24 protein-coding genes are annotated in these 25,637 nt (G+C 40.2%); 20 read left to right on the plus strand and 4 right to left on the minus strand.

Annotated elements, in window-relative coordinates; all coding sequences use genetic code 11:
* Positions 1 to 53 precede the first annotated feature (53 nt).
* From MWU82_RS19890 to tsaB, 13 genes are all read left to right on the plus strand, one after another.
* Positions 54 to 686, plus strand: a complete 633-nt coding sequence (locus MWU82_RS19890; protein WP_247097679.1) for a hypothetical protein — start codon at positions 54 to 56, stop codon at positions 684 to 686.
* Positions 686 to 1,414 (plus strand): SCO family protein, encoded by a 729-nt coding sequence (locus MWU82_RS19895; protein ID WP_247097680.1) that lies wholly within the window; start codon positions 686 to 688, stop codon positions 1,412 to 1,414. The genes MWU82_RS19890 and MWU82_RS19895 overlap by 1 nt, the downstream gene beginning before the upstream one ends.
* Positions 1,414 to 1,947: a DUF420 domain-containing protein gene (locus MWU82_RS19900; RefSeq protein ID WP_215950169.1), complete on the plus strand. Its 534-nt coding sequence runs from the start codon at positions 1,414 to 1,416 to the stop codon at positions 1,945 to 1,947. The genes MWU82_RS19895 and MWU82_RS19900 overlap by 1 nt, the downstream gene beginning before the upstream one ends.
* A gap of 37 nt (positions 1,948 to 1,984) precedes the next feature.
* Positions 1,985 to 2,197 (plus strand): hypothetical protein, encoded by a 213-nt coding sequence (locus MWU82_RS19905; protein ID WP_215950262.1) that lies wholly within the window; start codon positions 1,985 to 1,987, stop codon positions 2,195 to 2,197.
* Between the two features lie 89 nt (positions 2,198 to 2,286).
* On the plus strand, positions 2,287 to 3,534 hold the full coding sequence (locus MWU82_RS19910; RefSeq protein ID WP_215950170.1) for an ABC transporter permease: 1,248 nt from the start codon (positions 2,287 to 2,289) through the stop codon (positions 3,532 to 3,534).
* A 28-nt stretch (positions 3,535 to 3,562) separates the two neighbouring features.
* Positions 3,563 to 4,822, plus strand: a complete 1,260-nt coding sequence (locus MWU82_RS19915) for an ABC transporter permease (protein WP_247097681.1) — start codon at positions 3,563 to 3,565, stop codon at positions 4,820 to 4,822.
* A gap of 85 nt (positions 4,823 to 4,907) precedes the next feature.
* Positions 4,908 to 6,020, plus strand: coding sequence for an efflux RND transporter periplasmic adaptor subunit (locus MWU82_RS19920; protein WP_247097682.1), 1,113 nt, complete (start codon positions 4,908 to 4,910; stop codon positions 6,018 to 6,020).
* Positions 6,021 to 6,118: 98 nt separating this feature from the next.
* Complete coding sequence (locus tag MWU82_RS19925; RefSeq protein ID WP_031442418.1) at positions 6,119 to 6,820, plus strand: ABC transporter ATP-binding protein; 702 nt, start codon at positions 6,119 to 6,121, stop codon at positions 6,818 to 6,820.
* Complete coding sequence (locus tag MWU82_RS19930; protein WP_215950173.1) at positions 6,813 to 8,042, plus strand: ABC transporter permease; 1,230 nt, start codon at positions 6,813 to 6,815, stop codon at positions 8,040 to 8,042. Before MWU82_RS19925 ends, MWU82_RS19930 begins: the two co-directional genes overlap by 8 nt.
* A gap of 1 nt (position 8,043) precedes the next feature.
* Positions 8,044 to 9,306, plus strand: coding sequence for an ABC transporter permease (locus tag MWU82_RS19935; RefSeq protein ID WP_215950174.1), 1,263 nt, complete (start codon positions 8,044 to 8,046; stop codon positions 9,304 to 9,306).
* A 31-nt stretch (positions 9,307 to 9,337) separates the two neighbouring features.
* The gene (locus tag MWU82_RS19940) at positions 9,338 to 10,486 is read left to right on the plus strand and encodes an efflux RND transporter periplasmic adaptor subunit (protein ID WP_215950175.1); all 1,149 of its coding nucleotides are present in this window, start codon (positions 9,338 to 9,340) and stop codon (positions 10,484 to 10,486) included.
* A 30-nt stretch (positions 10,487 to 10,516) separates the two neighbouring features.
* A complete protein-coding gene (locus tag MWU82_RS19945; protein WP_247097683.1) occupies positions 10,517 to 11,857 on the plus strand; it encodes a TolC family protein in 1,341 nt (446 codons plus the stop codon).
* A gap of 18 nt (positions 11,858 to 11,875) precedes the next feature.
* Entirely contained in the window at positions 11,876 to 12,547 is a 672-nt protein-coding gene (tsaB, locus tag MWU82_RS19950; protein WP_247097684.1) for a tRNA (adenosine(37)-N6)-threonylcarbamoyltransferase complex dimerization subunit type 1 TsaB, read from the plus strand.
* Here the strand turns inward: tsaB and MWU82_RS19955 are convergent.
* From MWU82_RS19955 to MWU82_RS19965, 3 genes are all read right to left on the minus strand, one after another.
* A complete protein-coding gene (locus tag MWU82_RS19955) occupies positions 12,544 to 13,380 on the minus strand; it encodes a mechanosensitive ion channel domain-containing protein (RefSeq protein WP_215950178.1) in 837 nt (278 codons plus the stop codon). The genes tsaB and MWU82_RS19955 overlap by 4 nt on opposite strands.
* Positions 13,381 to 13,560: 180 nt before the next feature.
* A complete protein-coding gene (locus MWU82_RS19960) occupies positions 13,561 to 13,761 on the minus strand; it encodes a dodecin family protein (RefSeq protein WP_215950179.1) in 201 nt (66 codons plus the stop codon).
* A 69-nt stretch (positions 13,762 to 13,830) separates the two neighbouring features.
* The gene (locus MWU82_RS19965) at positions 13,831 to 14,733 is read right to left on the minus strand and encodes a NifU family protein (protein ID WP_215950180.1); all 903 of its coding nucleotides are present in this window, start codon (positions 14,731 to 14,733) and stop codon (positions 13,831 to 13,833) included.
* Between the two features lie 118 nt (positions 14,734 to 14,851).
* Between MWU82_RS19965 and MWU82_RS19970 the strand changes: the two genes are divergently transcribed.
* Entirely contained in the window at positions 14,852 to 15,844 is a 993-nt protein-coding gene (locus MWU82_RS19970) for a type IX secretion system membrane protein PorP/SprF (RefSeq protein WP_247097685.1), read from the plus strand.
* A gap of 179 nt (positions 15,845 to 16,023) precedes the next feature.
* On the opposite strand, the gene MWU82_RS19975 is transcribed toward MWU82_RS19970, so the two are convergent.
* On the minus strand, positions 16,024 to 17,202 hold the full coding sequence (locus tag MWU82_RS19975; RefSeq protein ID WP_247097686.1) for a vWA domain-containing protein: 1,179 nt from the start codon (positions 17,200 to 17,202) through the stop codon (positions 16,024 to 16,026).
* 320 nt (positions 17,203 to 17,522) lie between these two features.
* Here MWU82_RS19975 and MWU82_RS19980 point away from each other — a divergent pair, with 320 nt between their 5' ends.
* From MWU82_RS19980 to MWU82_RS20005, 6 genes are all read left to right on the plus strand, one after another.
* The gene (locus tag MWU82_RS19980; protein ID WP_348647003.1) at positions 17,523 to 19,721 is read left to right on the plus strand and encodes a histidine kinase; all 2,199 of its coding nucleotides are present in this window, start codon (positions 17,523 to 17,525) and stop codon (positions 19,719 to 19,721) included.
* A 72-nt stretch (positions 19,722 to 19,793) separates the two neighbouring features.
* On the plus strand, positions 19,794 to 20,525 hold the full coding sequence (locus MWU82_RS19985) for a LytTR family DNA-binding domain-containing protein (RefSeq protein ID WP_215950184.1): 732 nt from the start codon (positions 19,794 to 19,796) through the stop codon (positions 20,523 to 20,525).
* 100 nt (positions 20,526 to 20,625) lie between these two features.
* Positions 20,626 to 21,135 (plus strand): gamma carbonic anhydrase family protein, encoded by a 510-nt coding sequence (locus MWU82_RS19990; protein ID WP_215950185.1) that lies wholly within the window; start codon positions 20,626 to 20,628, stop codon positions 21,133 to 21,135.
* A gap of 304 nt (positions 21,136 to 21,439) precedes the next feature.
* On the plus strand, positions 21,440 to 22,324 hold the full coding sequence (gene fabD / locus MWU82_RS19995) for an ACP S-malonyltransferase (protein WP_215950186.1): 885 nt from the start codon (positions 21,440 to 21,442) through the stop codon (positions 22,322 to 22,324).
* 145 nt (positions 22,325 to 22,469) lie between these two features.
* Positions 22,470 to 25,058, plus strand: a complete 2,589-nt coding sequence (locus tag MWU82_RS20000; protein WP_247097688.1) for a gliding motility-associated C-terminal domain-containing protein — start codon at positions 22,470 to 22,472, stop codon at positions 25,056 to 25,058.
* Positions 25,059 to 25,326: 268 nt separating this feature from the next.
* The coding region (locus MWU82_RS20005; RefSeq protein WP_247097689.1) for a hypothetical protein at positions 25,327 to 25,637 on the plus strand (311 nt) is incomplete at its 3' end.

Below are 25,637 nucleotides of genomic sequence, written 5' to 3' on the forward strand. Positions count from 1 at the left end.
AAGGACTGTTCTTTTTAGTCCAAACTGTAATGTTGGGAACTAATATATTTTGGATGAAGAAAACATTAGTACTAGTTACCTTATTTATCCTGCCTATAGGGATATATCTATTTTTTGCTTCAGGTATCACAAACTTTGGCAGATTGGCAACTTTAACAAAGGATGTTCCTGAAATTGATTTTGCGGGCAACGCTGTATCCCTTGACGGTAAAATTACCGTGCTGGGGTTTCTTGGGAAGGACGTGGATAGTAAGAAGGGTAATGCCTTCAATTTGAACCAGAAGATATATAAGCGCTTTAACGAGTTCAACGATTTTCAGTTTGTTATGGTCATGCCCAAAGGCACAGAGCAGGGTGTGGAAGAATTGAAAAAGGAGCTTGAGCAATTGGCAGATATTGGCAAATGGAATTTTGTTTTTGGCGATGAGGATGAAATTAATGGACTTTTTATGGGCTTAAAGACAAACCTGAGCTTAGATGGGAATCTGGGTACTCCCTATGTGTTTATTATCGACAAGAATAGAGTGCTTAGGGGAAGGGACGATGATGAGGATGAGGGTGTTAAATATGGTTTTGATACGTCCTCGGTGGCGGATTTAAACAATAAGATGGAGGATGATGTAAAAATTATATTGGCCGAATATAGGATGGCCCTTAAAAAGAACACTGCAGATAGGCCAAAATAATGCAAAAAAACAATTATACATATGTTTGGGTTTCATTGGTAATCCTAGTTTTTGGAATCATTTTTGTTCCAAGAATTGTTGATAGGGTACAAGGTGGTTCCGTAATACAAAATGATAGATTAAACCTAAAAGATGCCAATGAAAAGCTGGCATATGTTAAAATGAACGGTGAAAGGCGTAAAGTACCCCCCTTTGCCTTTGTGGATCAAGACAGTCTGTTGATTACCAATGATGATTATAAGGGCAAGGTTTATCTGGTGGAGTTCTTTTTTACTACCTGTCCAACAATTTGCCCCATAATGAACAAAAATTTAGTTCAGATTCAAAATGAATTTAAGGATTTTGAAAATTTCGGAGTGGCCTCATTCACCATAAACCCGGAATATGATACACCCGGGGTATTGAAGGAATATGCCGAAGATTATGGCATAACAAACATGGACTGGCATTTGCTGACCGGGAATTTCAACGATATTTATACCTTGGCCAATACCGGATTTAGTATTTTTGCAGCTGAAGTTCCGGATGCTGAAGGAGGGTTTGAACATTCGGGTCTTTTTGCATTGGTAGACAAAAACGGTTATATACGTTCCAGGGTGGATAAGTTTGGAAATCCAATTGTATATTACAGGGGGACCATTACCGAGCAGGAAGGGGAAAATGATCATGGGGAGGAAGAGCAAATATCGATCTTAAAAGAGGATATTAAAAAATTATTGGAAGAATAATGGATGCAATTGCTTTAAAGGAAAAGAAATTTAACAAGATTATAAACTTGGTGTCCATTGTTATTCCCCTTGTAGTTGCAGTGCTTTTTGGGGTTAAATTACCCAATGTGGAGCCTCTTGGTTTTTTACCGCCTATATATGCATCTGTCAATGGCTTAACTGCTATTTTATTGGTTGTTGCCGTTGTTGCTGTTAAGAACGGGAAGTTGGAGCTGCATCAAAAATTAATGACCGGATGTATTGTGCTATCCTTGGCGTTTCTAGTAATGTATGTGGCCTATCATATGACCTCGGATTCTACCTCATTTGGCGGAGAAGGAGTTATTAGGTATATCTATTTCTTTATATTGATAACCCATATCATTCTTTCTATAGTAATAATACCATTGGTACTGCGCACCTATGCAAAGGCTTACCTTAAGAATTATGCAGCGCATAGGAAATTGGCTAAGATTACCTTTCCGCTATGGCTGTATGTGGCTGTTACCGGGGTAGTGGTCTATTTAATGATATCTCCCTATTATGTGCACTAAAAAGTCAACATTTTATTCAGGACGTACTAATTTTAGAATGCGGTATGCGGTATTGCTTTTAACTTTGGTGTTTTTGTTGGTTCCGGAATTGGCCGAAGCCCAGTGCGCCATGTGCAGGGCAGTGTTGGAAAGTGAAGGGAGTGAGGCCACTGCAAAAGGTATCAACAACGGCATTGTTTATCTTATGGCCATTCCTTATCTATTGGTGGCGGGTCTATTCTTCTTTATCTACAAAAAGATGAAAGCCTAAAATTGGTTTCAATTTTAACATTTATTTAGAATTACACCTGTAACAATTTCATTTCACATAGGTCTTATTCAATAAACACTATTGGGTCTATGTTTGATATTGAAAGATGGCAGGAAATTTTTGATGCCATACGGAAAAATAAACTCCGTACAATTCTTACCGGTGTATCCGTAGCTTCGGGTATTTTTATTTTGGTGGTTTTATTGGCTTTTGGACAGGGCATGCAAAATGGTATTGCCAAAGAATTTGAGGCGGATGCCAGTAACAGGATCGGGGTTTGGACACAGGTTACTACCCAGGAATACATGGGCTTAAATCCAGGTAGGCCCATACAGCTAAGAAATAATAATTACCAAGCCATCAATTCCAAATTTGGCGAAGACCTTGAGAATAGATCCCCGTTTTTTAGGGTAAGAAATGTAACTGTAGATTATAATGCGGAATCCGGTTCCTATTCCGTACAGGGGGTGTCCCCCTTGTTTCAGAATATTGAAAATCAATTTATATCCCAGGGCCGTTATCTAAATTATGGGGATGAGGAAAGCGTTGCCAAAGTGGTGGTGATCAGCAATAAGATTAAACGGGAACTGCTTAAGGGGGAAGAAGATCCCATTGGTGCATTTTTAAAGCTGTCCGGAATTAATTTTCAGATCATTGGGGTTTATGGGGATAAGGGAGGCGATAGGGAGGAAGATAGGCTCTTTATCCCGATTAGTACGGCCCAACGGGTTTTTAATGGAAGTGATAACCTAAATATGCTGTTCTATACATTAAAACCCTCCGCCAGTCTTGATGAAACCGTTGCAAAGTCCGTGAAATTGACCGAAGATATCAAAACCTATCTCAAGGAGGCGCATACGGTAGCGCCAAATGATCCTAGTGCCATTAATACCTTTAATACGCTGGAAGCGGTAAAACGATTTCAAAATTTAACGGGAGGCATTAAATTTTTCTTCTGGTTCGTTGGTATATGCACTATTGTGGCAGGGGTGGTCGGCGTTAGCAACATTATGATGATTATTGTGAAGGAAAGGACCCGTGAGATTGGGGTAAGGAAGGCTTTGGGGGCCAGGCCAAGGGCCATTGTGGGAATGATATTGCACGAGGCAATCTTTGTAACCAGTGTTGCCGGATTGGCCGGATTAATATTTAGCATGGGATTATTGGAATTTGTAGGTCCAAAACTTCAAGTAGATTATGTCCTTAATCCTTCCATTAATTTCAGGGTTGCACTCAGCACGGTTTTCTTATTGATAATAGCCGGGGCCTTGGCAGGTTTTTTTCCGGCTTGGCGTGCCGCTACAATTAGACCAATTGAAGCCTTGAGGGATGAATAGGACCGTTGTTTATAAATAACCAATAGATATGTTCACTAAGGACCGATGGAAAGAAATACTTGAAGTGTTGACCAGTAACTGGTTCAGGACCATTTTAACGGCATTTGGAGTTTTTTGGGGTATATTCATATTGATCGTTCTTTTGGCGGCAGGGAAGGGGTTGGAGAATGGTATACGGTCCAATTTTGGGGATATCGCTACCAATACAATGTTTATGTGGACACAAGGTACGTCCATGGCCTACAAAGGCCTGCCAAAGGGAAGGCGTTTTACTTTTAAATTGGAAGATGTGGCCGCTATAAGGCAAAAAGTGCCCGATCTAAGGTTTGTGTCCCCTAGAAATCAATTGGGAGGTTTTAATGGAACCAATAACGTGGTGAGGGGAATAAAAACTGGGGCATTTAATGTGTATGGGGATTATCCTGATATTATAAACCAAGATCCGATGGGCATCACTTCTGGCAGATTTATAAACCAATTGGATATAGAAGAAAAAAGAAAGGTGGCCGTAATTGGTGAAGGGGTTCGTGCCAGTCTATATGATGTAGGGGAAGAGGCAATTGGTACCTATATTAGGATTCAGGGAGTAAATTTCATGGTTGTAGGAACCTACAAAAAGAATTCAAACGATGGTAATGCCGAAGAGATCCAAAAGGAAATTTTTATTCCCTTCACTTCCTTTTCCCAAGCTTTTAACCAAGCCAATAACGTTGGCTGGATGGCCATTACCGCTAATGATAATTCTTCGATCACCCAACTAAAGGAACAAATATTTACCGTAGTCAGGGAAAATCAAAAAATTCATCCCCAAGATCTGCGTGCTGTTGGGCATTTTGATCTATTTGAGGAGTTTAACAGAGTGTTGGGCCTGTTTAAGGCCATGCGGTGGATAGCTTATTTCGTTGGCGTGCTGGTTTTATTGTCCGGTGTCATCGGGGTCAGCAATATTATGCTGATTGTGGTCAAGGAAAGAACCAAGGAAATAGGTATACGACGGGCTTTGGGCGAAAACCCATGGTCCATTAAGCTTCAAATTGTTATGGAATCTATTTTTTTGACCATCATGTCAGGGATGGCCGGTATAAGTTTTGGGGCCTTGGTCATCTACCTCATTAATTATTTTTTGGCAAGCAATGGGCCAGTTGAAATGTTTGTAAATCCCAGTGTAAGTTTAGGGGTGGTACTGGTGGCCTTGATTATTTTGGTGGTATCGGGACTGTTGGCCGGATTTATACCTGCACAAAGTGCTATAAAAATTAAGCCAATAGAGGCACTTAGAATGGAGTAGGCATTCTTTCATTTTTAAGCTGTAAAATTTTGAACAAGGAATAAGAATTTAAGTAGGAATCAATCAATCAATAAAAATCAAGAACATGAAAAAGTCGATCACTGTTATAATTTTAGTATTTATCGTGTTTAGCTGCGGTGGGGCCTTGTATTATCTGTATAAAAAAAATGCCGAAGATCCGGTGGTCTATGAAACTGAAAAGCCGTCCACACAAACCATAATAAAGAAAACTGTGGCTACAGGCAGTATACTGCCTTTGGAAGAGGTGTTGATAAAACCAAATATTTCAGGAGTTATAGAGGAAGTTTTCGTCGAAGGGGGCGATTATGTTAAATCGGGCGATTTAATTGCCAAGATAAAGGTGGTCCCCAATCTATCTTCCTTGAACGAGGCCAAGAATACCATAGAGGAGGCCAAGATTTCCTTGGATGACCAAAAGCGCAATTTGGAACGGCAAAAAACCTTGTTCGATAAAGGGGTGATTTCCAAGGTAGATTTGGAAAAGGCAGAAGTTGCCTATGACCAGGCCAAGCAATCCTATGTTGCTGCCAACAAACGCTTCGATATCGTTAAGACGGGAACAACCAAAGGTTATGGCAATGAGGCAAATACCTTGATACGGGCAACGGTGAGCGGAATGGTGTTGGAAGTGCCGGTAGAAGTTGGAAATCAGGTGATAGAATCCAATAATTTTAATGAGGGCACTACCATTGCCGCCATTGCGGATGTGGAAAAGATGATTTTTGAAGGCAAGGTAGACGAATCGGAAGTAGGTAAGATCAAGGAAAATCTACCTCTGGAAATTACAGTAGGGGCCATTGAGAATACGGTGTTCGATGCGGTCTTGGACTATATTGCACCCAAGGGAAAAGTGGAAAATGGAGCTATTCAATTCGAGATCAAAGGTACCTTAAAGAAACGCGATTCCGTATTTATTAGGGCAGGTCTAAGTGCCAATGCTTCAATTATTTTAGCCAAGGCAGATAGTGTATTAGCAGTGAAAGAAGCCTTGATCCAATTTGATCCGGATACCAAAAAACCATTTGTGGAAATTGCTACTGGGGGGCAGAAATTTGAACGCAGGGAGATTCAATTAGGGGTGAGCGATGGAATCTATATCCAAATTATAAAGGGAATAAAACCCGATGATGAAATAAAGGTATGGAACGAAATTAAACCTGCATCCCTTGGAGCTTAATTTTTTAACACAGCTTTAACACGGCCTGTTGTAACTACTTTATCGATAGTCTGTCTTATATTCGTATTTTCAGACAAGCTCACCTAATTCAATAAATCATGATAGAAATTAAAGATCTTCATAAATCCTATAAAATGGGGAGCAATTCCCTGCATGTATTAAAAGGCATTAATTTTTCGGTTGAAGAAGGGGAGCTTGTGGCCATTATGGGTTCATCGGGCTCTGGAAAGTCTACCCTGCTTAATATTTTGGGTATGTTGGACGTATTGGATGAAGGATCCTATACTTTGGACGGGGTGCCTATTAAAGATCTAAATGAGACCAAGGCGGCACAATACAGGAACAAGTTTTTGGGTTTTGTTTTCCAGTCCTTTAATTTGATAAATTACAAAAGCGCCATGGAAAATGTGGCACTGCCTCTATATTACCAGAAAGTGGGGAGGAAGGAAAGACAGGAAAAGGCTTTAAAATATTTAGAGCAAGTGGGTTTGCGTGAATGGGCGGATCATTTGCCAAGTGAATTGTCCGGGGGACAAAAACAAAGGGTGGCCATTGCCAGGGCCATGGCAGCTGAACCCAAAGTATTGTTGGCGGATGAACCTACTGGTGCCTTGGATAGCACCACTTCCTATGAGGTCATGGATCTTATTCAAAAAATTAACGATGCCGGCAACACCATCCTAATAGTTACGCATGAACCGGACATTGCGGACATGTGCAAGAGAATTGTTCATTTAAAGGATGGGGTTATTGTTGAGGATAAAAAAATAACCCAGGTTAGAGCCTCCCAATATGTTTAGTAGGGATAACTGGAAGGAAATATTTGAAACTATTCACAAGAATAAACTCAGGACCTTTCTCTCCGGGTTTACAGTGGCTTTGGGTATTCTAATTTTCGTTGTACTGTTTGGAATGGGCAACGGGCTGGTCAACACCTTCAATGAGTTTTTTGGGGATGATGCCACCAATGTACTTTATGTATTTCCAGGAAGAACTACCATTCCGTACAAAGGCTATAAATCCAATAGGGTAATAGAATTTGATAATAGTGATTTGGCGGATATAAATAAAAATCTTGCCATGTTTGTTGAGTATACCACCCCTAGAATTTCCAGAGGTGGTTTGGTTAAATACAAGAATGAATCCAATAACTATACTACCAGAGCGGTTGGTCCGTCACATCAATATGCTGAAAAGACAATTATGATGAAGGGGCGTTTTATAAACGAAAAGGATATAAAAAACAAAACAAAATATGTGGTTATTGGAAGGTTGGTCGAGAAAGATCTTTTTGGAAACAACAATGCCATAGGCGAATACATAGATGTGGCAGGGAGTGCTTTTATGGTTATAGGAGTTTTCCAGGATGATGGAGGTGATAATGAGGAACGATTGATCTATATGCCCTATACAACTCGACAGCTCATTGAGAAAAATAACGATAAAATAGATCAGATAATAGTGGCTTTTAAACCAGAGATCGGTTACGCCGGGGCAATGGCACTGGATCTGAGCCTAACTCGTTTTTTTAAGGAAAAAAAATACATAAGCCCGGATGACCAGAACGGCGTGTTTATAAGGAATGTAGCAGACCAATTAAAGCAGAACCAGCAATTTGCGAGGGTATTGCAAATTATAGTTGGCTTTGTAGCCTTCGGGACCATAATAGCGGGCATAATAGGGATCAGTAATATTATGGTTTTCGTTGTCAAGGAACGTACAAAGGAACTTGGGATTAGAAAAGCCTTGGGGGCCACTCCCAAGTCGGTCATCGGTTCTATTTTATTGGAATCGGTTTTTATTACTACCATTTCGGGATTTTTTGGAATGCTCCTAGGGGTTTTTATTTTGAATTCGTTGGGCGAAAAATTGAAGGATTACTTTATAACAAATCCCTATATAGATTTAACTATGGCTATTAGTGCCACCTTGGTATTAATACTGTTTGGGGCCATTGCAGGATATATTCCAGCAAAAAGAGCAGCGGATATAAAACCAATTGAAGCCTTAAGAGACGAATAATATGCGATTTTTATTTGATGGTAATACCTGGCAAGAGATTTTTGGTTCTATTGGTAAAAATAGGACCAGGACCATTATTACCGTGATTGGTGTATTATGGGGGATTTTAATTTATATCGTATTGTCCGGAGCGGCTAAAGGCTTGGATAATGGGTTCGAGAAGCAATTTCAAAATGTGGCCATGAACAGTATGTTCACTTGGGCTCAGAGCACAAGCATGCCCTATAAAGGGTTTAAAACAGGAAGACAGTTACAACTTAAATTAAGTGATGGGGTCTTGTTAAAAAATAGGATTCCCGAGATTCAATATATTGCCCCAAGAAATGTGAAAGGCATTTTTGGAGGTAGCCCGGCCCAGATTATTAGGAGTGGTAAGTCTGGGAATTATGCGGTCTATGGCGATTATCCTATTTCCACAAAAATAGCCACCAAGAAAATCTATGATGGCGGTAGATTTATAAATGATGAGGATATTGATGGTGCCAGAAAAGTATGTGTCATTGGGGAGCGCACCCAAAAGGAGTTGTTTGAAAATGATGAGAATCCCATTGGAGGCTATATAAGAATAGACAATGTGTTTTTCCAAGTAGTAGGGGTGCATAAGTTTACGCCGGGAGGTGGATTTGAAAGTGATTCCGATATTTATATACCCTTTACTACCTTCAAAAAATTATACAATACAGGGGAAAATGTGGGTTGGTTCGCTATCGCAGCATATGACGATGCCGATGTTATAAAAGTCGAGGAAAATGTGAAGGCGGTTCTAAAGAATATTCACAACGTAAACCCCAAGGATGAGCGTGCCATTGGTTCATTTAACTTAGGGGAAATATTCAACAGAATTGTAGGTTTTGCAAAGGGTTTGACCTTTATGTCACTAGTGGTAGGGATTGCTACCATTTTGGCGGGAGTCATAGGAATCGGGAATATTTTACTTATTTCTGTCAAGGAAAGGACCAAAGAATTGGGAGTTAGGCGCGCTCTTGGGGCTACACCTAGGGAAGTGCGATCTTTAATTATCCTGGAGTCGGTATTTCTAACCATGCTAGCTGGCATTATGGGAATTATTCTTGGGGCGGGAGTGCTAAGTCTTATCAATAAGTTGACCCAGGGCATGGATTTCCCCTACGCCAATCCAACCGTACCTATACCCTATGTTTTGGGAGCCTTGGTAATAATGGTGGTCCTAGGTACTTTGATAGGTCTAATACCTGCACAGCGAGCCGTAAGTATAAAACCAATAGATGCTTTAAGAGAAGAATAAAACAAACCAATACAAATAAATATATAGTAAAATGAACAAGATTGTAAAATATGTGCTAATAGGAGTTTTGGTGCTTGGGGCCCTTTGGGCGGCAGCTTTTTTTATAAAATCCAATAGCAAGTCTGCTATCACCTACGAGGTAAAGAATCCTTTTACGGCCAATATTCAAAAGAAAACGGTGGCAACCGGTAAGGTAGTACCCGAGGATGAGGTAGAGATAAAACCTCAGATTTCAGGTATCATAGATGAAATCTTTTTGAAAGAGGGCGCCAAGGTAATGGCGGGCGACTTAATAGCCAAAATAAAGGTAGTGCCCAATGAACAGTCCATGAACCAGGCAAGAGGTCGGGTAAAAAATGCCGAAATAGCATTGAACAATACTAAGATTGAATATGACCGGAATAAGGCCATATTTGATAAAGGAGTAATATCCTCCCAAGATTTTAATACCCAACAACTGCGATATGACCAGGCAAAATTGGAGCTGCAGAATGCTCAGTCGGATTACCAGATTATCCGTGATGGATCGGCAGGAGGTAGCGCTACCGCTAACACCAATATCAGGGCAACCGTTTCGGGTACAATACTGGAGATTCCCGTTAAGGAAGGAGATCAGGTAATTCAGAGTAACAACTTTAATGATGGAACTACTATAGCCACTATTGCCGATTTGAGCATCATGATTTTTGAAGGGAAGGTAGATGAAGGTGAGGTAGGAAAATTGGAACTGGGAATGCCCCTAGAGATTAGTTTGGGTGCCATTAACGATAAAAAGTTCGATGCCAAACTTAGGTTTATTGCACCTAAGGGCGTGGAGGAATCTGGAGCAGTACAGTTTAAGATAGAGGGCGATGTGGCCGTGGAGGACGACTTTCTGATACGTGCAGGGTATAGTGCCAATGCCTCTTTGGTGTTGGAAAAAAAAGACAGTGTGTTGGTAATTCCCGAGGCCTATCTACAATTTGACAAGGTAACGGATAAACCCTTTGTTGAAGTGGCCGTAGGTACTGTGGAGGAGCAAAAATTTGAAAGAAAGGATGTTGAGATCGGGATTTCGGATGGAGTAAATGTGGAAATCGTTTCAGGAATAACCAAAGATGACAAGGTAAAGATTTGGAACAAGACAGAGCCCATAAAGAAGGGCACGGAGGAAGAAGATGAATCGGCAGAAGGAAATTAATGGTAATATCAATCAAAAAACAATCAAAACATGAAAATTAAGATAATTATAGGATTGTTTATTTTCTGTTGTGGCATACTATCCGCTCAAGAAAAAAAATGGACCTTGGAAGAATGTGTTTACTATGCTGTGGAGAATAATTTGACCATAGAGCAGTATGAGCTTGATCTTGAAAATTCCAAAATTGATAAGTCCGATGCCATTGGTGATATGTTGCCCAATTTTAATGCCAATGCCAGTCTTTCTGGTAATTCGGGGCTTGTTTTGGATCAATCCAGGAACCAACAGGTTACAGGGACCGTAACAACGGCATCAGGAGGCTTTAGTTCCTCGGTAAATTTATTTGATGGACTTAGGAATATTCATAGGTTAAACAGGGCAAAATTGAATGCCTTGGCCAATCAATATAGATTGGATAACTTAAAGGACGATATTATGCTTGCGGTGGCCAATGCCTACCTACAAGTTTTGTCCAATAAGGAGTCGCTTAAGGTTTTTAGGGCTCAATATGCCGTAACCGAGCAGGATTTGGTGAGGACCAAGGAATTGGTGGATGCCGGCGTGGTTCCAAGAGGCGATTTATTGGAAATAGAGGCTACTGCTGCCAATCAGGAACAGCAAATTGTAAATGGGGAGAATCAAGTGTTGATCTCCAGGATAAGCTTGGCACAACTCCTTCAGATCAGGGACTACGAAAATTTTGATATCGCTGATGAGGAATTTGACATTCCTCCCTCCAATATATTGGACTATACCCCCAAAACCATTTTCGACAAAGCCCTTACCTTTAGGAATGATATTAAATTCTCGCTGTCCAATGTGGAATTGGCTCAAAAAGATTTACAAATTGCCAAAGGTGCATTTTACCCAACCTTAGGGGCTTTCTTTAATTATGGCACGCGATACTCAAGCGAATTTAGGGATCCGTTAACCTTTAATAGGATCGCTTTTGCAGATCAGTTGTATTTAACAGATGGTATTGCTTATGGACTGCAGTTGAATATTCCGGTATTCAATGGGTTTAGTGTTAACAACAATATTAAAAGGGCCAAAATTGGGGTAGAGAAGTCACGTTTGCAGTTGGAACAGGACAAATTGGATTTGGAAACCAATATCAATCAGGCCTATGTAGATGTTAAGAGTTTTTCCAAAGCCTATGAAGCTGCCCAAAAAACTTTGGATGCACGCAGGTTGGCCTATAATTATTCGAAAGAGCGATTTGATGTTGGCCTAATGAACGCCTTCGATTTTAGTCAGTCACAGTCCAGGGTAGATAATGCGGAGGCAGAATTGATTAGGACAAAATATGACTTTATATTTAGGTTAAAGGTTCTGGAATTTTATTTTGGTTTACCTATAACATTGGATTAAGTTATATTTGCGGTCTATATGACTATGATATTAAATTTAGAGACTGCAACCACCAATTGTTCAGTGAGTATTGCTAGGAATGGGGAAATAATTTATTTAAGGGAAGATAATAGTCCCAATTATTCGCATTCGGAACAGTTGCACATTTTTATAGAGGAAGCTTTGAAAGGGGCTTCCTTGACTTTTAAGGATATATCCGCCATTGCCGTGAGCAAGGGGCCGGGGTCCTACACTGGTCTGCGCATAGGAGTGTCAGCAGCCAAGGGACTTTGTTTCTCGTTGGATCTCCCGCTGATCTCGGTTTCTACCTTGGAAAGTTTGGCCAAGCAGGGATATGCAAAAAACTATGATTTTATAATTCCTCTATTGGATGCCAGGAGAATGGAAGTATATTCGGCAGTTTTTGATGCGGAAGGGAACAATATAAGGGAGACCAGGGCAGAAATAATCAACAAGGACAGCTTTTTGGAATACGCTCAAAAAGGCAGTGTTTTATTAATTGGGGACGGACCGGAGAAATGCCGGGAACTGTTGGATCATCCAAATTTTAATTATCATTCGGCGTTGCCCACAGCTAACGAGATGGGAGAATTGTCCTATAAAAAGTTCAAAGCAAACGATTTTGAAAATGTCGCTTACTTTGAACCGTATTATTTAAAGGATTTTATGTTGCCAACCAAAAAGGCTTAGGCCTTAGGCTGGTGGATAACCCTTTGTGGGAATGGAATCTCAATTCCGGCGGCATCAAACCTGTTTTTCAGCTCTTCCATAACATGGAAGTGGGCCGCCCAAAATACTTCATTTTTGGCCCAAAAACGCAGGGAGAGATTAACGGAGCTATCGCCCAATTCGGCCACATATACTTCGGGAGCCGGATCCTTAAGGATGTTCTCGTTCTCCGAGCATATCTGTAACAATATATCCTTTGCCTCCTTAATATTGGAATTATATCCTATGCCTACCGCTATTTTGTCCCTACGGGTGTTTTGGGCATTATAATTAATAATATTATTGTTGGACAATTGACCATTGGGAACAACGGCAATTTGATTTCCAAAAGTGCTTATTTTAGTTGTGAAAATGGTGATTTCTTTAACCGTGCCATCTACACCCTGCGCCGATATAAAATCACCTACCTTAAACGGTTTAAAGACTAATATAAGTACTCCTCCCGCAAAATTGGCCAAGGAGCCTTGCAAGGCCAAACCAACGGCCAGGCCAGCGGCACCAATAATGGCTACCAAGGAAGAAGATTGTACACCCAATTGTGTGATAACCAGTACGAATAGCATTAATTTTAAACCGATACTCACAAAACTTTGAAGGAACGATTCCAAAGAAGGGTCGTATTCCGTCTTCCTAAAGAACTTTCTAACCATTCTATTGACCAATCTAATTACCCAAAGCCCTACGATAAGTATAAGTACGGAAGTGACTATAGAGGTGACTAATCCGGGCAGAATTTCCCACGCCCATTCTTGAGCTTTAGCAATATTATCTTCGTATTCGTTAAATATATTCATGTAATTTTAAATTTTTGCAAAACAATAAAAATTCCGGTTCCTTGTCAAATTCTAAGCACTAAACAATTGTTAATCTTGGGAGCTTGCACTTAAGGTTCTAACTGTCCGCGTGCTATAATAAAAAGACAGTACAAAAAAAGCGCCTTTTAACGGCGCTTGTTGATTGAAATGCGAATAAAATTAATTCACTTCAAAAGTAATTTTAACGTTTACACGATAATCGTCCAGTTTCCCGTCCTTAACCGTTGCACTTTGTTCTTTAATGTAGACCGAACGTATATTTTTCACTGATTTGGAAGCTTGCTCTACAGCTTTTTTAGCAGCATCCTCCCATCCTTTGTTTGAATTTGCAAGTACTTCGATAACTTTTAAGATAGCCATAATATTTAGTTTTAGATTCTCTTAAAGTTAACAAATAAAAGCTAGAATTCGCACTTTTAATATTGAAAATCAACCATTTAAGGCAACCACTTCATTCACCATATCGCCCATCATATTTTTGAGCATGGTTTCAATACCATTTTTTAAGGTATAGGTAGACGAGGGGCAGCCGCTACAGGCACCTTGCAAAATAACGTTTACTGTTTTTGTGTCCTCTTCATAAGACTTAAAAAGAATATTGCCACCATCACTAGCTACGGCCGGTTTTACATACTCTTCCAAAATATCAATGATCTGCTTGGATATGTCGTCCAAATTGGTGTCCTCCAATTGGGCTTCCGGGGCAGTTGTTTTTTGTTGTTGAAGACTCTTGGCCGATACCACTTCTTTGCCAGCAGCAATAAAATCCCTGATTTTCTCACGAAGTTCCAAGGTAATATCGTCCCATTCCGCAACATCGTACTTGTTTATGGAAACATAATTTACATCAAAAAACACTTCTTTTACAAAGGGAAGCATAAATAGCTGCTTGGCCAATTCTGAATCCTTGGCCTCATCTATGTTCTTGAATTCAAAAATTGTTGGTACAATTCTTTTGTTGGTCACGAATTTCATCACGGACGGATTGGGAGTAACTTCCGCATACACCGTTACTGCAACCTTCTTTTGATTTTCATCCTCCTTAACAACAGGCTCGCCGGCATTAAGATAATCTACCAACTGCTGTGCCACACTATCCTTAACATCGTCCCATTCCACAATATCATAACGCTCCAATCCTATAAAGTTACCTGATATATACACTGTTTTTATAAAAGGCAGGTAAAATAACTGTTGGGCCAAAGGCGAAATTTTAGCTTCGTCTATGTTTTTAAATTCGTAGTTATTATTTTTTGTGATGAAATGATTAGTTTCAAATTTAAGTATCGCCGGATTCTTCGTGGGCACCACGGTAATTACAAACTCCTCCATTTAAATATTTTTTACAAAAGTACGAAGGTTTTCTAAGTTATGGCATATATAATAATGTAGTATTTCAACCGTTATAATTTATATTTGGTCGATGTTATTAACACACCCCTCATCCTAAATGAAACAACATTTATTGATTTTACTTTCATTTTTTGCGATGGGCTATCAGTCCATTGCTCAAGAAGGCGTTCCAGTCTATTTTGATTATTTAGCGGATAATTACTATTTGGTATACCCATCTATGGCCGGAATTGGTGAAGGAGGGAAAATTAGGGCAACTATTAGAAAACAATGGTTTAGTGTGGATGAGGCTCCCAATATGCAGACCTTAAACGCACATTTTAGGGTTGGTGAAAGTAGTGGCTACGGAGCAACCGTCTTTAATGATGCCAATGGTTATCATTCCCAAACGGGATTTAAACTTACCTATGCACATCATTTGAGATTGGGCGGGGATTTTAGAAGTCTAAATCAACTCTCTTTCGGACTAAGTGCGGGAATTCAACAAAGTAATTTGGACGAGTCGGAGTTTGTTTCTGTTATTCCAGATCCAATAATTACGGGTTCCAGGAATAGTGTAGGCTATTTTAATATGGATTTGGGAATGTCTTATAATTATATGGAATTCTATGCCCATGCAGCCGTTCATAATCTAATGGGGAGAGGTAGGGATCTATATTCGGCCATAGAGTCCAATAACTTAAGAAAATACTTAATATCATCGGGTTACGTGTTTGGGAAGAGCGAATGGCAGGTAGAGCCTTCCGTACTATTTCAGTTTACGGAGTTTACCCAAGAAAAAGCTATCGATATAAACGCCAAAGTCTATAAAAGTGTGGATTTTGGAACGGTTTGGGGCGGTGTTTCCTACCGAAGAAGTTTTGATGGTGCCCAATACCAAACTACTAGCGATTTTGGGGAACAGCGTTTACAGCTCATTACTCCTATTGTGGGGGTTAACTACAGGAATTTTCTGGTCTCCTACAACTATTCCTACCAAATGGGGGATATTAGATTTGACAACGGTGGATTTCACCAAATTACCTTGGGGTACGATTTTGGACAATCCGAGAAAAGATACGATTGTAAATGTCCGGCAGTTAACTACTAATTCCTAAGTTGCGTTCCGCAGTTGGTATAATTTCCTTTTTTTATTGATGAATAGTTCACGGATGTACAATAATTAAATGTTCAATAGATTCGCTAGATCCATTGAACATTTGCTTTATATCTTTCATTTATTTACAACTTTAAGTAAAGCCTAAAGAGGAGGTTTTATAGGTAAATGGCTTATTCCCAGCGATAATTTTTCTTGGCCGCCTGTTTTTGAATAGCAGTAAGCATGGCATTCTCCAATTCACCCTTTTCATTATCCTTTTGCTGTGAGGCTATATAGGCTTCCCTTTTGCTGTTCAGGTCTTGGATTTCTTTTTGAATGTCGCTGCGCTCTCTTTTCTTTCCTTCTATGTAAGAAGTAATTTCAGCTTTGGATTTTTCCTTTAACTCCATAGGCAGTTGTTCCTTTTTAATCTTGTCTATGTCAAAATCCTCAGCCTTGGAAGCATCAACTAAGTCCCAGGAGGAATTACTGTAAAGTCTGGACGATTTGCTAACCGCTCTTTTAACCGCAACAACTTCCTCCATTTCCATGGCATTACTGTCCTGGGCGCTTTGCTGTTGTATTTTTGAGGCACCTAAGGCCCCATAGGAAATATAGGTTTTGTTCAGTTTGGAATTTAATTTTATAATTACATCATCATAAGGGGTGGTTATATGCACCACTTCACGGTTATGGTCAATGGCCATATATTCCCCTCCTGTTAGTTGGGCCCCATTTTTCCATCCCGTATTGATTCCTTGCTCGTAGGCACCACAAAAAATGGTATTTACAATAACATCCTTTTCCTTGGCATTGGCAACGGCATCCTTATAATTTAATTTTCCTTGAGTAAAGGGTTCATTGCCGGCAATAAAGATCATCTTTAGCTGGTCGGGATTTTTTCCCCAATCCAATTGGCTCAAAGAAGTTTGGATTACTTGCCCGCAATATTCTTCCCCTCCATTGGTGGACAGGGAGAATAGTTTTTCTGATATCTCATCCAGATCACCGCTAAAGCCCAAAACCTGTTGAATAAATCCTTCCCTGGAGGATAAATTATCGTTTCCGTATTGGTAGAGGGCAATCTGCAACTGAGGCCTGCCATCGTTGCCGCATTTGGCATTCGTAAATTTGTTCACAATATCCCATAATTGCGCTTTCGCCTGATTAATTAGTCCGTCCATACTATTGCTGGTATCCAGCAAAAGAGCAATCTTAACCATATTATTGGCCGGCTTGGAATCTTCCATGACCACTTCGGTGAAAACAGGGTCTTTTAGAGTATTCCCATTATTAAGATCGTTGCCAAAACTTTGGCCCATTCCTAGGGTAAGAGCCCCTAAAACTAATATTTGCTTTACATTTTTCATCGGTACTTTATTTTAGTTAAACATTGATTCCTATTTCCCTTTAGTGGTTGGATAATTATGGCTTACCACTATTTTTAGAGTGTTATGAACCACCATAGTTTTATGTTTTTGGATATTAATTGGTGATATCATAGGTTAAAAGTAGGATCAACATTTTTCAAAAAAAATAAGCAATGAGTGAACGGGCATTTTGGATGAGGCAACAGGGGTTTTGGATTCGTTAAGCTTATTTTGTGTTTAAAAACTGTGCTATTTATAGGAATAAGGCATTTTTTAGTACGGTTTAAATCAATTAAGTTTATCATATATATTGAATGGGCATGACCAAATGTTTTTACATATGTTTATTATTGGTGCTGGGTTCTGTGGCGGGGCATTCCCAAATATCCCAGACCGGGGCTAATTTTGAAGTACAGGGCTTGGTCAAGGAAAAGGGGAGTAGCCAAGGCCTTTCCGGAGTGGCAGTGTCGACCAGTAGTGGTGAGTATACATTGACAAATGCTAGAGGGGAATTTAAAGTAAAGGTAGGCATGGGGCAGGAACTTGTCTTTGAGAGTCCCAGTATGGAAACCGTTCGGTATAGGGTAACAAGTAAGGACGATTTGGAAATTGTAGTGGAGGCCAATAGCAAGGGTAATATTGGTATAAGCAGAAGTAGTAAAGTGGAAAGATCGGTCTCTTTGTACAATAGTTATATCGATTCGGCCAATTATTACAAAAAGAGCAATATTCGGAAAAGCATCGATTTTATAACCCAATCACTTTCCCAATTGGGGATGGGTAATAAAGAACAATTGGCTATAGCGTATTCAACACTAGGTGAGGTATATCAATATCACAAGCAGTACGATTTGGCCATCTCCAGTTATAAGGATGCCTTGTTGGCCAACAAGACGCTAAAAACATCCTTGCTGCTTGGCAAGACCTATGTCTTGAACAAAGAGTACGGGGAAGCTGAAAAGTTGTTGTTGCCACTGGAGAAAATAACCAATATGGTGCCATTTCAAAGGGTGGAGCTTTATGAGACCCTAGGGGATGCCTATGTTGGATTGGGAGACGTGGATAATGCTGTGGCATTTTATGGCGAGGGTCTCAAAATAGCCGATAAGAATCAGATTGCCCCGAAAACCATCGACCTAAATTCAAAAATAGCCACTGCCTACGCAAAGGGAAATCGACTTCAGGAAGCAAATGCCTATTTTAATAATTCATTGGAGCTTTCCTCCGGACAAGCGCCACAACGCGCAGTCCAGGAGAAAGAGAAAGTGGCCGATTTTTACAATCAAAAAAATCAATATGGCCAGGAAATCCAATTGCGCAAAAAGAGTTTGGAGGATTTAAAAAAGATTCCTAAAAATGAGGTAGCGGGCGGATTATCCATAGAAAACGATTCCATATCGGCCCAAAGAATAAATTATAAAATTGCCAACGCCTATATAGCTCAGGATAAATATGATGAAGCTATACCCTATTTGGAAGAGAGTATAAAGGATGCGGATGTTGACGATGATTTGTTGGTCCGGAAAGATGCCACGCGCAAATTATCCGAAGTTTATAAATATAAGGGCGATTACACCAAAGCTTTGGAGACCTATCAGGAGTACGTAGCCGTTGTAGATACCTTATATGTTAGAAAGGAACAAGAAATAGCCAGAGCGGCCAGATTTAATAGGGAGCTTGCCGCCAAGCAGAGTAGAATATCCGGCCTTGAACAGGAGCGGGAGCTTACCCAAAGTAAATACAGCTTGGCGCTAACGGAGCAGCAATTGGTGGCAGAAAGTATAAAACGTCAAAATTGGATCATTTATTCCTTGATTTTTGGAATGCTTTTAATGGGGTTGGCAGCATACTTTTTTTACAGGAGCAATAAGCAACAAAAGTTGGCCAATAATTTATTGGCCCTTAAATCCTTGAGGTCGCAAATGAATCCCCATTTTATATTCAACGCGCTAAATTCGGTAAATAATTTTATAGCCAAAAGTGACGAAAGGAGCGCAAACCGGTACTTGAGCGACTTCTCTACCCTTATGCGGGCCGTATTGGAAAATTCCGATGAGGATTTTATTCCATTATCAAAGGAATTGGAATTGCTGGAGCTGTATACCAAGTTGGAGCACTCCCGTTTTTCGGATAAATTCGACTACGCAATTATAGTGGATGAGGATATTGATATTGATGCTTTTCAAATACCGCCCATGCTATTGCAACCTTATATAGAAAATGCTATCTGGCATGGTTTGCGCTATAGGGAGGACAAGGGTTTTCTAAAGATTGAGCTCAAACAGAAAGATAGGCATGCCTTGGAGATTTCTATAACGGACAACGGTATAGGCAGAAAGAATTCGGCGGCCTTAAAGACCCAAAATCAGAAAAAACAAAAATCCAAGGGTATGGGCAACATCAAAAAGAGAATAGAAATATTGAACGATATGTATAAGGATAAGGTAGATGTTTTTATTTCCGATCTGGAAACAAATGGGACCGGTACCAAGGTGCTATTTACTATTAAGAGGGACTGATAAAAGATAAAAATATTGAGATGGGGAGGTCAAAGAGGCCTTAAGGGGAGATAATAAACACAAAATTTAAGAATGAAGTTAAACGCCCTAATTGTAGAAGATGAAGCCAATAGCAGGGAAATTCTACGCAATTATTTGGCCAAATATTGTCCCTCCGTTAATTTGGTAGGCGAAGCGGCAACCATAAAGGAAGGGCTTGCCCTGATCAATAGCAACGATCTTGATGTGGTATTCCTTGATGTGGAAATGCCTTTTGGAAATGCTTTCGATTTGTTGGATCAGCTGCCGGACCGTAATTTTGAGACCGTTTTTGTCACAGCCTATAATCAGTACGCCGTAGATGCACTAAATGCCCATGCTGCCTATTATTTAATGAAGCCCATTAGCATAGATGAGCTTATAAAAGCAGTGGATTACGTTGCTGAAATAAGGGAGAAGGAAAAGGCGATTGAAGATCGTGTTCTTACCCCTAAGTTTAATAAGGTGGACGGAAAAATAACCCTGCCGCAACAAGATGGCTTCCAGGTGTTGAATGTGGCGGATATCCTATATTGTAGGGCAGATGACAATTACACGGAATTGTATTTGGAGAAACATAAAATTCTGGTGAGTAAAACGCTTAAATATTTTGAGGAAGCCTTGTCCGACTATACCTTTGCCAGGGTCCATAAGTCGTATCTGGTAAATGTAAATGAGATCGTTAAGTATAAAAAGGGCAAGGGTGGCAGTGTGGTAATTTCCAACGGCAAGGAGATAATGGTTTCCGCTTCCAAAAAGAAGGATTTGCTGTCGTTTTTTGAATAGCGTAGATTTGCCCCAAGTGGTAGGTTCCCGGTGTAGTTGGGTCAATTAAAGAGTAGAATATAAAATAAAACCTGCTTAAATAATTTAAAAATAAATCGAAATGATTAAAACCATAAATGGTAAATCGCCCCAGATAGGAGAGGATTGTTATATAGCGGAGAATGCCACCATTGTAGGGGATGTAGTTATGGGAAACCAATGCAGCATCTGGTTCAATGCGGTCTTAAGGGGAGATGTTCATTATATTAAAATGGGAAATAAGGTGAATGTACAGGATGGCGCCGTTATACATTGCACTTATTTAAAGTCGCCTACCAATATTGGTAACAATGTTTCCATAGGTCACAATGCCATTGTTCACGGCTGCACCATTCATGATAATGTGTTAATAGGAATGGGGAGTATCGTTATGGATGATTGTGTTGTGGAAAGCAATAGTATCATTGCGGCAGGTGCGGTGGTTACCAAGGGAACACATGTGCCTTCAGGTACAGTTTTTGCGGGAATGCCGGCAAAAAAAATTAAGGATATCAGCACCGACTTAAGTGTTGGGGAGGTAGAGCGTATCGCCAACGCTTATGTAAAATATTCCGGTTGGTTCAAGGAGTGATTTTTTTATTTTTAAATATACTTCAAGGAATATTTTCAGGTTTGTATGCTTGTAGAAAGGGAAACCTGATCTACCTCTCCTTTGGAGAGGTCGGAACTGTCTTTTTCAACGGTTCCGGGTGAGGTGAAAATGTAAAATATTCCGGTTGGTTTAAGGAATAATATCAAGAAATAATAGGAGCGTTGATCGTGTTGCAGCTATGGTTTGAAAATCCAAATGAGCAATAATTCGTAGAATTCCGGGTAAACTCCTAATCAAATAATCTTATTTTTGCACAGATAATAAATAGAATAAAAATAAACAGATGAAAGCATATATTTTTCCAGGACAGGGAGCGCAATTTGTAGGAATGGGATTGGATCTTTATGAAAAGTACCCCTTGGCTCAAAAAATGTTTGAAACCGCCAATGAAATTTTAGGATTCTCCATTACCGATCTTATGTTCGAGGGTACTCCAGAGGATTTGAAGGAAACAAAGGTAACCCAACCTGCTATTTTTTTACATTCGGTGATTATGAGCAAGGTTATGGGCGATAGCTTTAAACCTGATATGGTGGCAGGGCATTCCTTGGGAGAGTTTTCTGCATTGGTGGCCAATGGAGCCTTGGATTTTGAAGATGGATTGAAATTGGTGTTCCAGCGGGCTTTGGCCATGCAAAAGGCCTGTGAAATACAACCGAGCACTATGGCGGCGGTTTTGGGATTGGATGATGCCGTTGTGGAAAAAATATGTGCAGAGGTTCCAGGTATTGTGGTACCTGCCAATTACAACTGTCCAGGACAACTGGTTATCTCCGGGGAAGTGGAGGCCATAAATATCGCCTGCGAAAAGTTGAAGGAAGCCGGTGCCCGTAGAGCTTTGGTCTTACCGGTAGGCGGAGCGTTTCACTCGCCCTTAATGGAACCTGCAAGGGAAGAATTGGCTGCGGCTATAGAAAACACTGTTTTTAATACGCCAAGCTGTGCTATATACCAAAATGTGCCTACTACTGCGGTAAAGGATCCAGAGACCATAAAGGCTAATTTAATAGCGCAATTGACGGCTCCTGTAAAATGGACGCAAAGTGTGCAGCAAATGGTAGCTGATGGTGCAACGTTATTTACGGAGGTTGGGCCTGGGAAGGTGCTTCAGGGCTTGGTGAAAAAAATTCATCCAGGAGCTGAAACAGAGTCTGCGAATCTGGAATGATTCAGGACAGTCTATAATTGCGATTGAGTTCGTTTTAAAATTGAATTTGTCAATTCAAGAGATGTTATTTGCGTATTATTGGTCGCCCTAATTTTACAATGATTTTCCTCCTGATGGTTAATAATCTTATCCTAGCAGTTGGTATATGGGAATACTCAAGAATTATTTTAATTTCATATATCGGTTGAGCCTGAAGCGTTTGCTTCTAATCTTATTTTACCTTTTTCCAATTGACAATTTTGAAGTTTTACCCTTTGCCATTTATAAGGGTATATATGCCTTTGAATCAGCCAATGGGATTTCAAATAATTTAGAATCTTTAGAAAGGGTGTCTTTTTACTTGCAGGAAAGAGCAGGTATCACGGTTAGTGCTATTAGCAGAAGTACCAACGAATCTGGGCAAACTGCCTCTTTTACCATAGTGCTCAATTCCCAGCCGAAGGATAAGGTAAAAATTGATTTAAAAAGTAGTGACGAATCCGAAGGTACCATAGAAGTTAAGAATGTGACCTTTACGGAAGCAAATTGGAATATTGCGCAAACCATTACCGTAACTGGCGTGGATGATGATCTTGTGGATGGGAATGTTGTTTACAGGATTATCACAGGGAAGGTGGATTCCGAAGATGACAGTTATGGCGATTTAAAGGCAGATGATGTATTGGATGTTTCGGTGGTTAATGAGGATAATGACTTGGCAGATTTTATAGTTACACCGCAAACGGTGAGAACTAGAGAAAAGGGTCCTGCCGTGCAGTTGAGTATTGTATTGACAGCTAGACCAAAAGATGATGTTACCTTGTTTATAGATTCTGGGGATACTTCTGAAGGTGTTGTTTCCAAGGATGAAATAAAGTTTAAAAAGGACAAGTGGAGCTCCCCCCAGATAGTACGTATAGAACCGGTAGATGATGAGGATATAGATGGTGATGTTACCTATTTCATAACTATCGGAATCAAGGATAGTGATGATGATTATGAGGATGTGGGTATAAAAACTGTGACCGTAATTAATGTGGATGATGATTTTGATTGCCCTGCTGTTGAGGCCGCACCTACACTAAATCCGGATGTACCCACTGTTTTTTGCCAGGCTTTCAGTCAAAATTTAGATGAATATAATAGCAGTCCAATACCTTCCGGTGTAGATTTAATATGGAGTAGTAGTAGCGATTTTAGCAATACGGGTGCCCGATTGGCCGGTTCTGTGGTGAATAATGCAGCATCCTATTACGGATTCTTTTACAATGAGGGTGCAAATTGTAATAGTCCTCCATTGGAAGTTAATTTGGTGCAGAGTAAAATACCACAGATTATAGGAATTGATCCGGCTACCATTTGTGGGGCTGGAACAGCTAAATTAAGTGCTACAGTTAGTGAAGGCGGTAGTGTGTATTGGTATGATTCTGCCAATAGTTCCCAAGTTTTGGCCGAAGGAAGCAGCTTTACGACTCCCTATAACGATCAGAGCAAGGATTACTTTGTGGAAGCATCGGCCAATGGGTGTGCATCAGCGCGTGTTCCGGTTAGGGTCACGGTAATTGAAGAATCCAACGCTGGAACTACAGCCAATACCTCGGCCTGCAGTGTAGCTGGAAATGGCGTTTCAAGTGTGGATCTGGACAACACAAGGGATGGTGTATCTACTGGTGTTTGGAGTGTTGTTGGGACACCTCCTGGCGCAATAACAATAGGGTCTGGGAATGTGGTTGATTTTTTAGGTGCTTCCAACGGGGATTATGTTTTCAGATTTACCACTTCAACCACAAATAATATATGTCCGAAAGCTAGTGTTGACGTGGCTATTACGGTTAGTGAATGTACATTGGACACCGATAATGACGGCTTACTGGATGGCGAGGAAACAGTTCTGGGGACCGATATTAACAACCCGGATACGGATGGGGACGGGATACGTGATGGGGTTGAAGTTGGTTCGGATGTAAGTAATGCCCTTGATGAAGACGGGGATTCTGTAATAGATGCACTGGAGTCCAATATTCTGGATGCTGATAATGATGGCGTGGTCGACCAACAGGATCCTGCAAATGAAGATTCATGTATCCCAATTATGACCGTGGGCTGTGGAATTGATTTTGCGCTAGAGGTAGAAGTGGATAATTCTAATCCAATTGTTGGAGAGCAAATCAAATTTACAATTGTCCTTTACAATTTAACCGTATTGGAGGCTGTAGATATAAGAATAAATGAGTTAATAGATGCCTCCATGGGGTTTCAATATATTTCCCATAGGGTAGATAACGGACTGTATGACCCAGCTGCAGGCGTCTGGTTGCTATCGGAAGTTGCAGGGGAAGCAATACATGCCTTGGAAATCCAAGTTCGCGTTTTGCAGGAGGGGTCTTTTCAAAATACGGCTTCTTTAGTCTCTTCCCAACCTGAAGATGGCAATGTAACCAATAATGTTGCTTCGGTCACGGTCCATGTTGGGCCCAGATCGGTGGATGCCTGTGGATTTGTTTTCAATCAGATATCACCTAATGCGGATGGGATCAATGATCGGCTAATAGTAAATTGTATTCAGGAGTTTTCAAATATTTTTTTGGAAATATTTGACCGGTATGGCAATAAGGTATATTCCGTAAGGGGATATGATAATTCATGGGATGGAAGAGGAGAAAAAGGGGTTTTGCCCAAGGGTACCTATTTTTATATCATGGATTTGGGTGATGGAACGGAAGTCAAAAAAGGATGGATCCAGATTATGGGCTAGGGGAAACCGGTGTTGGGATTATGAGTCATTTTGGTTAGCATGATTAAGTCTATTTAGGGTCGGAAATAATTGTAATAAACAACTGTAATGATCGCCAAAATGCCTTGGGGAGCGTTTATTTTAAAACCGCTGACCTTTCTAAGTTTGCTTTTTATCTGATAAATTCATATTTGAGCAGTATTGTTAGGCTTGTGGGGTATTTTTTCTTAATATTGATTGCCCATTTTTGTAGGGGTATGGTGTATCTATGCCCTGGTTAAATCTTAGTATGAAAGAACCGGTTATGAAAATAAATTCCCTATATATAATACTTTCCAATTTTTTGGTTTCACGCTATTTGAGAAGTTTAGCTTTTTTATGCGCATTCTTATTTCTTGGGTTTAACGGGTATGGGCAAACGGTAACAATAGAGGATATAAGTTCCGCTGAAGGAGGTGGCCTTTTGTTCACTGTAACTTATAACACACCATTTGATATTGGTGCATTCACCGTTACCACCGGATATACAAATGTCACAGCAACGGGAGGGGCGCTTCCGCTGGCGTCCCCTGAGGATTACAACAATACGGCCCAAGTGCT

Source organism: Arenibacter sp. S6351L (genome assembly GCF_023016025.1).
Lineage (GTDB): Bacteria > Bacteroidota > Bacteroidia > Flavobacteriales > Flavobacteriaceae > Arenibacter > Arenibacter algicola_B.

Excerpts from the sequence above, each read along its gene's own strand:
- tsaB (WP_247097684.1), top strand. The coding sequence starts at position 11,876 with ATGACTATGATATTAAATTTAGAGACTGCAACCACCAATTGTTCAGTG.
- MWU82_RS20000 (WP_247097688.1), top strand. The coding sequence starts at position 22,470 with ATGGGAATACTCAAGAATTATTTTAATTTCATATATCGGTTGAGCCTG.
- MWU82_RS19955 (WP_215950178.1), bottom strand. The coding sequence starts at position 13,380 with ATGAATATATTTAACGAATACGAAGATAATATTGCTAAAGCTCAAGAA.
- MWU82_RS19920 (WP_247097682.1), top strand. The coding sequence starts at position 4,908 with ATGAAAAAGTCGATCACTGTTATAATTTTAGTATTTATCGTGTTTAGC.
- MWU82_RS19945 (WP_247097683.1), top strand. The coding sequence starts at position 10,517 with ATGAAAATTAAGATAATTATAGGATTGTTTATTTTCTGTTGTGGCATA.
- MWU82_RS19965 (WP_215950180.1), bottom strand. The coding sequence starts at position 14,733 with ATGGAGGAGTTTGTAATTACCGTGGTGCCCACGAAGAATCCGGCGATA.
- MWU82_RS19895 (WP_247097680.1), top strand. The coding sequence starts at position 686 with ATGCAAAAAAACAATTATACATATGTTTGGGTTTCATTGGTAATCCTA.
- MWU82_RS19900 (WP_215950169.1), top strand. The coding sequence starts at position 1,414 with ATGGATGCAATTGCTTTAAAGGAAAAGAAATTTAACAAGATTATAAAC.
- MWU82_RS19990 (WP_215950185.1), top strand. The coding sequence starts at position 20,626 with ATGATTAAAACCATAAATGGTAAATCGCCCCAGATAGGAGAGGATTGT.
- MWU82_RS19980 (WP_348647003.1), top strand. The coding sequence starts at position 17,523 with ATGACCAAATGTTTTTACATATGTTTATTATTGGTGCTGGGTTCTGTG.
- MWU82_RS19940 (WP_215950175.1), top strand. The coding sequence starts at position 9,338 with ATGAACAAGATTGTAAAATATGTGCTAATAGGAGTTTTGGTGCTTGGG.
- MWU82_RS19925 (WP_031442418.1), top strand. The coding sequence starts at position 6,119 with ATGATAGAAATTAAAGATCTTCATAAATCCTATAAAATGGGGAGCAAT.
- MWU82_RS19985 (WP_215950184.1), top strand. The coding sequence starts at position 19,794 with ATGAAGTTAAACGCCCTAATTGTAGAAGATGAAGCCAATAGCAGGGAA.
- MWU82_RS19915 (WP_247097681.1), top strand. The coding sequence starts at position 3,563 with ATGTTCACTAAGGACCGATGGAAAGAAATACTTGAAGTGTTGACCAGT.
- MWU82_RS19905 (WP_215950262.1), top strand. The coding sequence starts at position 1,985 with ATGCGGTATGCGGTATTGCTTTTAACTTTGGTGTTTTTGTTGGTTCCG.
- MWU82_RS19935 (WP_215950174.1), top strand. The coding sequence starts at position 8,044 with ATGCGATTTTTATTTGATGGTAATACCTGGCAAGAGATTTTTGGTTCT.
- MWU82_RS19975 (WP_247097686.1), bottom strand. The coding sequence starts at position 17,202 with ATGAAAAATGTAAAGCAAATATTAGTTTTAGGGGCTCTTACCCTAGGA.
- fabD (WP_215950186.1), top strand. The coding sequence starts at position 21,440 with ATGAAAGCATATATTTTTCCAGGACAGGGAGCGCAATTTGTAGGAATG.
- MWU82_RS19960 (WP_215950179.1), bottom strand. The coding sequence starts at position 13,761 with ATGGCTATCTTAAAAGTTATCGAAGTACTTGCAAATTCAAACAAAGGA.
- MWU82_RS19970 (WP_247097685.1), top strand. The coding sequence starts at position 14,852 with ATGAAACAACATTTATTGATTTTACTTTCATTTTTTGCGATGGGCTAT.
- MWU82_RS19910 (WP_215950170.1), top strand. The coding sequence starts at position 2,287 with ATGTTTGATATTGAAAGATGGCAGGAAATTTTTGATGCCATACGGAAA.
- MWU82_RS19930 (WP_215950173.1), top strand. The coding sequence starts at position 6,813 with ATGTTTAGTAGGGATAACTGGAAGGAAATATTTGAAACTATTCACAAG.
- MWU82_RS19890 (WP_247097679.1), top strand. The coding sequence starts at position 54 with ATGAAGAAAACATTAGTACTAGTTACCTTATTTATCCTGCCTATAGGG.